This window comes from Streptomyces sp. A0592 (assembly GCF_004795115.1).
Classification (GTDB): Bacteria; Actinomycetota; Actinomycetes; order Streptomycetales; family Streptomycetaceae; genus Streptomyces; species Streptomyces erythrochromogenes.
The window spans coordinates 1-6216 of sequence record NZ_SSBM01000082.1 but is presented as its reverse complement, the minus strand read 5'-3'; the positions used below and the strand labels follow the sequence as shown (position 1 = coordinate 6216).

Annotated in this window: 5 protein-coding genes; 3 read left to right on the top strand and 2 right to left on the bottom strand. The window is 69.9% G+C overall.

Annotated elements, in window-relative coordinates; all coding sequences use genetic code 11:
• Window positions 1–767: 767 nt before the first annotated feature.
• A complete protein-coding gene (locus E6U81_RS39240) occupies window positions 768–1421 on the bottom strand; it encodes a TetR family transcriptional regulator (protein ID WP_136234763.1) in 654 nt (217 codons plus the stop codon).
• A gap of 345 nt (window positions 1422–1766) precedes the next feature.
• Here E6U81_RS39240 and E6U81_RS39230 point away from each other — a divergent pair, with 345 nt between their 5' ends.
• A complete protein-coding gene (locus E6U81_RS39230; RefSeq protein WP_136234761.1) occupies window positions 1767–2165 on the top strand; it encodes a VOC family protein in 399 nt (132 codons plus the stop codon).
• Between the two features lie 693 nt (window positions 2166–2858).
• On the opposite strand, the gene E6U81_RS39225 is transcribed toward E6U81_RS39230, so the two are convergent.
• A complete protein-coding gene (locus E6U81_RS39225) occupies window positions 2859–4079 on the bottom strand; it encodes an epoxide hydrolase family protein (RefSeq protein WP_136234760.1) in 1221 nt (406 codons plus the stop codon).
• 62 nt (window positions 4080–4141) lie between these two features.
• Here E6U81_RS39225 and E6U81_RS39220 point away from each other — a divergent pair, with 62 nt between their 5' ends.
• Complete coding sequence (locus E6U81_RS39220) at window positions 4142–5128, top strand: WYL domain-containing protein (protein WP_136234759.1); 987 nt, start codon at window positions 4142–4144, stop codon at window positions 5126–5128.
• 220 nt (window positions 5129–5348) lie between these two features.
• Complete coding sequence (locus tag E6U81_RS39215; RefSeq protein WP_240804285.1) at window positions 5349–5663, top strand: transposase family protein; 315 nt, start codon at window positions 5349–5351, stop codon at window positions 5661–5663.
• The last annotated feature ends 553 nt before the right edge of the window (window positions 5664–6216 follow it).

Genomic DNA, 6216 nt, shown 5'->3' with positions numbered 1-6216 from the left:
TTGAGTTGGGCCATCTTCTTCGCGGCGTCGAGGACCGTCTCGTTCGCGCCGATGCACGTCGCGTCGGCCGTCATGATGTCGCGGGCCTTCGTCATGCCGTACTCCTTCGTCTCGTCTGTACGGGGGCGGGCCGGATCCGCTTGGGCCGGCCACGGGCCTATGGGTGCCCTCTGCCCTCGGCGGGTAACGGCATTCGCCGCACAACCACCCCAGTCCGCTCATACCGTGCGTCTGTCAGCCGTGCGGGGTTGCTGCCACGGCCAGGACGAGGCCGGTGACCAGGAGGGACAGGCCGATGGTGAGGAGGGGGGAGCCCCCTCAGCCCCGACCACGTCGAGGCCGTCGCCTTCGATCCGAAGACCGGTCAGCTGGACTAACGACCCGTATGCCCGCCTACGCCAGCCAGCTGCGGCTGATCAGCGCCGCTCATCGCCGCGGCCAACCACGCCGCTGGGGCGCAGGCCGTGCGGACCATTAGGTCCGCTCCGTCGGCAAGAACCCGCTGTCCGAGCCCCGCCCGGCGGTACCGGCTCCGAGGGCCGCGGCCGAGGCCGACGCCCCGGTGAAGACCCGGGGCATGGCCCAGGTGGCCTTTCACTGGGCGCTCGGCCCCCCTACCAGGCCTCCCGTGCCCCCCGGAATGCCCCTGGGCGCAGCCTGGGCGGTTGCCTGCCGGGCCCAAGGGCGTGGACGCAGCCAGTAGAGACGCGGCCGTGCGATGGCTGGATAGACCGGGCGCCGTCGGGACGCGACAAGCGACGCCCGGCTCACGCTGCGGCGTAGTCGGCGAGTGAGGGTTCCAGCAAGCCGAAGGCGGTGTGTGCCTCCGTGATGGCAGTGGCGGAGATCCGGGTGTTGTCCTGGCCGGCGAGGGTGAGTTCCTGGATGCGCTGGAACAGGGTGCGGTGGACCGCGCCGAGCAGGGCTGCGGCGGTGCGGGGGGTGATGTCGCCATGGGGCGTGCCGGTGGCATCTGCCAATGCGTCTGCCAAAGCCGCTTCTCGCAGGTCGTGCAGGTCGCGCAGCCGGGCGGAGAGAGTGGGGCTGTCGGCGATCATCCGGGCGAAGTCGGGGCCGGAGAACCCGGCGACCGGGTCGCCATCCTTGGCTGCCTCGGTGAAGGCGCGCCGCAGGGCCGACAGGGCCGACTCGCCGGCCTGACGGCCGGACACCGTAACGGCCAGGGAGATGGTGAAGGCGTCCTGGTGGTCCAGGGCCAGGTCCTCCTTGCGCGGGAAGTAGTTGGTCACCGTCTTCTTCGCCACCCGCGCGGCGGCAGCGATCTCGGCAATGGTGGTGCGCTCGAAACCCTGGGCGAGAAACAGGCCGGTGGCGACGTCGGAGATGAGCTGGCGGGTCTCCTGCTTCTTCGATTCCCTCAGGCCGGCCAGGGGTGCGGACGAGGTTGTGTCAGTAGCCATGGAGAAATCTTACCCTCGTAGTATTTTTATGTTGACACCCCCGGGTGGTCCGACGTAAGTTTACGTCCGTCGTAAGTTTGCCCTGGAGCGAAAGACGGATGTGCTCATCCTCGAACCCCGCCCTGTCGCCCCTCGCACAGCCCCCGTCAAGATCGGCCCGGCCCTGACCGGGCGCGACGACCGCGCCCCGGCGCTGCTCCGCGGAAATCACCGTCCCCGCGTTCTCCCCGCACCCGCCCGCCGGATCCCCCCGACGGCCCGCAATCTGCCGCGCCGCTCCGGCTACTGACCCGTACTCACCGGCACCCCCACCTCCGTCTCCCGACACCACCAAGGACCATCACTTTGCAGATCACCGCGTCCACCGTCTCGCTCACCGTCGACGACATCGCCGCGTCCCAGCGGTTCTTCACCACCCACCTCGGCTACACAGAGCAGGCCGCCGCCGACGGATTCGCCTCCCTCTCACGCGACGATGCCGCGATGGACATCGTCCTGCTCGCACGTGGCACCGAAGTGCTGCCAGCCGGCCAGCGTGACCAGCACGCCTCCGGCCTGATCCTCGCCTTCACCACCACCGGCATCGAGAGCGAGGAAAAGCGGCTGCGCGCCGACGGCGTCGAGATCACCATGCCGCTGCGGGAGGAGCCCTGGGGCGAACGCCTCTTCCAGGTCACCGACCCCAACGGCGTGATCGTCCAGTTCGTCGAGTGGAGTGCTCCGGCCAGCCCCGAAGGCACCTGACGGCCACCGCGTCAGGCGACGTCCGGGGCCTGCCCCCACAGAACACAGCGCTTGAGGGCGGCTTTGGCCTGCACCTTGTTGGAGGGTGTGAACGTCCTCCCGCTTGTGGCTAATGGGGGCCGGCCGGTGGGGTTGGATTGCCCGCTCGTACGTAGTCGGCGTATTCGTCCATGCCGACGCCGCGGTTCATCCATGCCGTCGGCGGCGACCGCGACTGCGTACCGGTCGATGGCTCGCTTCAGTTCGGTCAGCGTGTGGTTCAGCGTGCGGCGGGCCGTAGCGATCGCCATCGAGGTCTTGGGGGCCCGGCCGTCCGGCTCCGGAAGTCCGTCTGCCACGCCGCACCACCGATGAGCCGTAGCCGGTTGTTTCCCAAGCTCCTACTTCACCCAGTTGCACAACAGATCCCCAAACCGTCGGGCAGTCCGCCGTCCGGACGCAAGAGACCGGCCAGCCAAGAACGCTGTACAGCTCGACCTTCCGCCGGCGGAGAGGCATGCCAGCCCAGCCCAGCCCAGCCCGCCCCGCCCTGCCCGGGCAGGGCGGGGCGGGGCGGGCTGATCGAGGCTGAGTTCCTGCTCGACCGCGAGCCGTCCGGCCCCGCCCGCCGGGGGCCGCCTGGCGCCACTGCTCCTCGCCACCAGTGGCGGGGACGCCCGATTTCGCGCTCCCCGTGGTCGACGTTCATGCCTGTCAGCGCACTGCGCCGAAAAACTCGCGGATATCGCTGACGAGGAGGTCGGGGGCTTCGAGCGCGAGGAAGTGGCCGCCGCGGTCGAGTTCGGTCCACCGTACGACGTTGTGGTCGCGCTCGGCCCAGGGGCGGATCGTCACGTCCCGGGCGGAGACCAGCACGGCGGTGGGCACCGTCCCGCGTCCGTGCGCCGGCCAGCCCGCTTGGCCGTCCTCCCACTCGGCGTCGCACGCTCCGGCGCCCCCGCCGTCGGCTGCGCCCCCGCTCCAGGACTGCGCGGAGATCTCCTCGTAGTAGACCTGGGCGGCAGAGGCGGCGGTGCCGGTCAGCCAGTACAGCGACACCCCGGTCAGGATGCGGTCGCGGCCGACGCTGTCCTCCGGCAGTCCGTCCTCCGGGTCGGTGAGCTCCTTGAACTTCTCCACGATCCAGGCGAGCTGCCCGGCAGGAGAATCGGTGAGGGCGTAGGCCACCGTCTGCGGACGCTTGGAGTTGCACTGCAGGTAGCCGTCGTTGAAGTCCTGCATCCGACGCCAGCGATGCTTTTCGGCCGCGGTGAGACCGTCCATCTCGCCCTCCTCGTCGATCGGGAAGGTGATGACGGCGTTGAGGTGGATGCCGATCACGTGCTCCGGGGCATGGCGGCCCATCTCAGGGGCCACCCATGAGCCGGTGTCGTAGCCCTGGACGCCGTAGCGCGTGTAACCGAGGCGGGACATCAGTCCGGTGAACACCTGGGCCATTGCGGCCGCACCCATGCCCGGCCCGGCCAGGGGCGTGGAGAAGGCGAACCCCGGCAGGGAAGGGATGACCAGATGGAAGGCGTCGGCGGGATCGCCGCCGTGCGCGCGCGGATCGGACAAGGGCCCGATGACGTCGAGGAAGTCCACCACGGAGCCCGGCCAACCGTGCAGCAGCATCAGCGGTGTGGCATCGGGCTCGGGCGATCGCACGTGCAGGAAGTGGATGTTCTGTCCGTCGACGGTGGTCATGTACTGGGGGTGTGCGTTGAGCGCCTCCTCGTGCGCCCGCCAGTCGTAGCCCGTGTGCCAGTACGTGGCCAGATCCTTGAGGTAGGCCACCGGAACCCCCCGGCTCCAGCCCACACCGGGCAGCTCGTCCGGCCAGCGGGTAGCCGCCAGGCGGGCGTACAGATCATCGATTCGGGCCTGCGGGACGTCGATGCGAAATGGGCGGATGCCGGGTGTCGTGTTCGCCATGGCGGGCACGCTACGGCCCACTTGGGTCAGGTTCCGTCCTAACCCTCGGGCAGTCTGGAGCCATGCTGGACACGTCCGGGCGGCTGCTGAAGCTGCTCTCCCTGTTGCAGACCTCCCGCGAGCGGACTGGAGCCGAGCTGGCCGCACGCCTCGCGGTCAGCCGGCGCACCCTGCGCCGCGACGTGGAACGGCTGCGCGATCTCGGCTACCCCGTGCACGCCACCCGCGGAACCGCCGGCTACCGGCTCGGTGCCGGAGCGACGCTGCCCCCACTGCTCCTCGACGACGACGAGGCCACCGCCGTCGTGGTGGGCCTGCGCACCGCGGCCGGCGGCCCGGTCACCGGAATGGAGGAGTCCTCGCTGCGTGCACTGGCCAAGCTGGAGCAGATGCTGCCCTCCCGGCTGCGACACCGGGTCCACACCCTGCACACCGCTACCATCCGCGCCGGCGCGGAACCGGCACCCGAGGTCTGCGCGGACACCCTCATGGCCATCGCCGAGGCACGCCGCCGACGCGAGCGGCTCCGCTTCGACTACGCCAGCCCACGCCACGGCCATGGCATGCGCTCCGCCGAGCCGCACAGCCTGGTCAGCTTCGGCCGCTACTGGTACCTCGTCGCCTGGGACAACGACCGCGCCGACTGGCGCACCTTCCGAGTCGACCGCCTCACCCCACGCGCCCCGACCGGCCTACGGTTCAGCCCCCGTGAACTCCCCGGAGGGCAGGACGTGGCCACCTACCTGTCGCATCAGTTGTCGTCGCTCACCTGGCCGGTGCGAGCCACCGTCACCCTGCACGAGCCGGCCGCAGCGATCACCGACCGCATCTGGCCCGGCATGGGCGTCGTCGAACCTGTCGACGACCACACCTGCCTGCTGCACCTGGGCGCTGACACCCCCCGCGACCTCGCCTGGATGATCACCTCGGTAGACGCCGATTTCACCCTCACCCACGCCCCACCCGGACTTGCCGACGCCCTGCACGCCCAAGCCACCCGCTGCCTGAACGCCCTCCACGCAACCCAGGGCTTGTCCCAACCTTGTTGATCGCTGCGACCAGCACGGTTGACCGCAAAAGGATGGAGAGCCCGTCCTACCTGTCGACGACAGCAGACCGTTGGTCCAGGTGGCGAAGGGCGCCTAACGAGCTCGTGCATGGTTGGCGGTGCGGTGCTGGATCGTGGTCCCTGATCATGTTCGTGTGGTGGGGAACGGGTCTCGTGCAGCGATCATCAGCGACCGGAGTTTCACAGGGCTGTCTGCTGACGTGATCGCCGAACTCGTCGCCGAGGTGGGTCCGTTGTGGCATGAGCGGCATCAGGCGGGACTGGAGTCCAGGCCACGGAAGCGGGCCGTCGGGGCCGGCGCAAAGCACCGGCTGGTCTTCATCGACCGGCTCCTGGCCACGCTTGTCCACCTCCGCCACGGTGCCACTCACGACGTGCTGGCCTGCTGGTTCGGCGTCGACCGCTCCACGATCACCCGGGCGATCGGCGAGGACTGGTACGAGGAGATCCGCGAACGCCAACGCAAGGCGCACTCCTCACGCCGTATCGCGTCGAGCACGGCATCGCACACCTAAGCATGCTTACTGAGAACCGCCCTGGACGACCTCGCCGGCATCCTCGACAACCGCTTCCTGCATACCGCCGCGAGCGCGCCAGGTCTTCGAGGCCTTCGCACGCGACCACGGGCACGCGGGTAATCTCCATCTCGTCCCTCGGTGCGGGCATGTGGGCGTGCCGGCAGCCCGGCGGCTCACCGGCGGGCCCGCTCGCCCTCATGGTGCCGCCCCTGTACTTCCTGCCCGGCCCCGACTTCCCCTCTTCTCGCCGCCTGCCTGTCCTCCTGGTCACCGGCCTCGTCATGCCCGCAGCAGCAACCCCGCACGGATGACCGCCGCACGGTATGCGCGGACTGGCGCGGTTGTGCGGCGAATGCCGTTACCCGCCGGGGGCGGAGGCCACCCGTAGGCCCGTGACCGGCCCCACGCCAGCGGGTCCGGCCCGCACCCGTGCAGACGAGACGAAGGAGTACGGCATGGCGAAGGCCCGCGACATCATGACGGCCGACGCGACGTGCATCGGCGCGAACGAGACGGTCCTGGATGCCGCGGAGAAGATGGCCCGGCTCAG

Bases quoted from the DNA above. Each gene is read 5' to 3' on its own strand.
- E6U81_RS39240 (WP_136234763.1), bottom strand. From the start codon at position 1,421: ATGGCTACTGACACAACCTCGTCCGCACCCCTGGCCGGCCTGAGGGAA.
- E6U81_RS39225 (WP_136234760.1), bottom strand. From the start codon at position 4,079: ATGGCGAACACGACACCCGGCATCCGCCCATTTCGCATCGACGTCCCG.
- E6U81_RS39220 (WP_136234759.1), top strand. From the start codon at position 4,142: ATGCTGGACACGTCCGGGCGGCTGCTGAAGCTGCTCTCCCTGTTGCAG.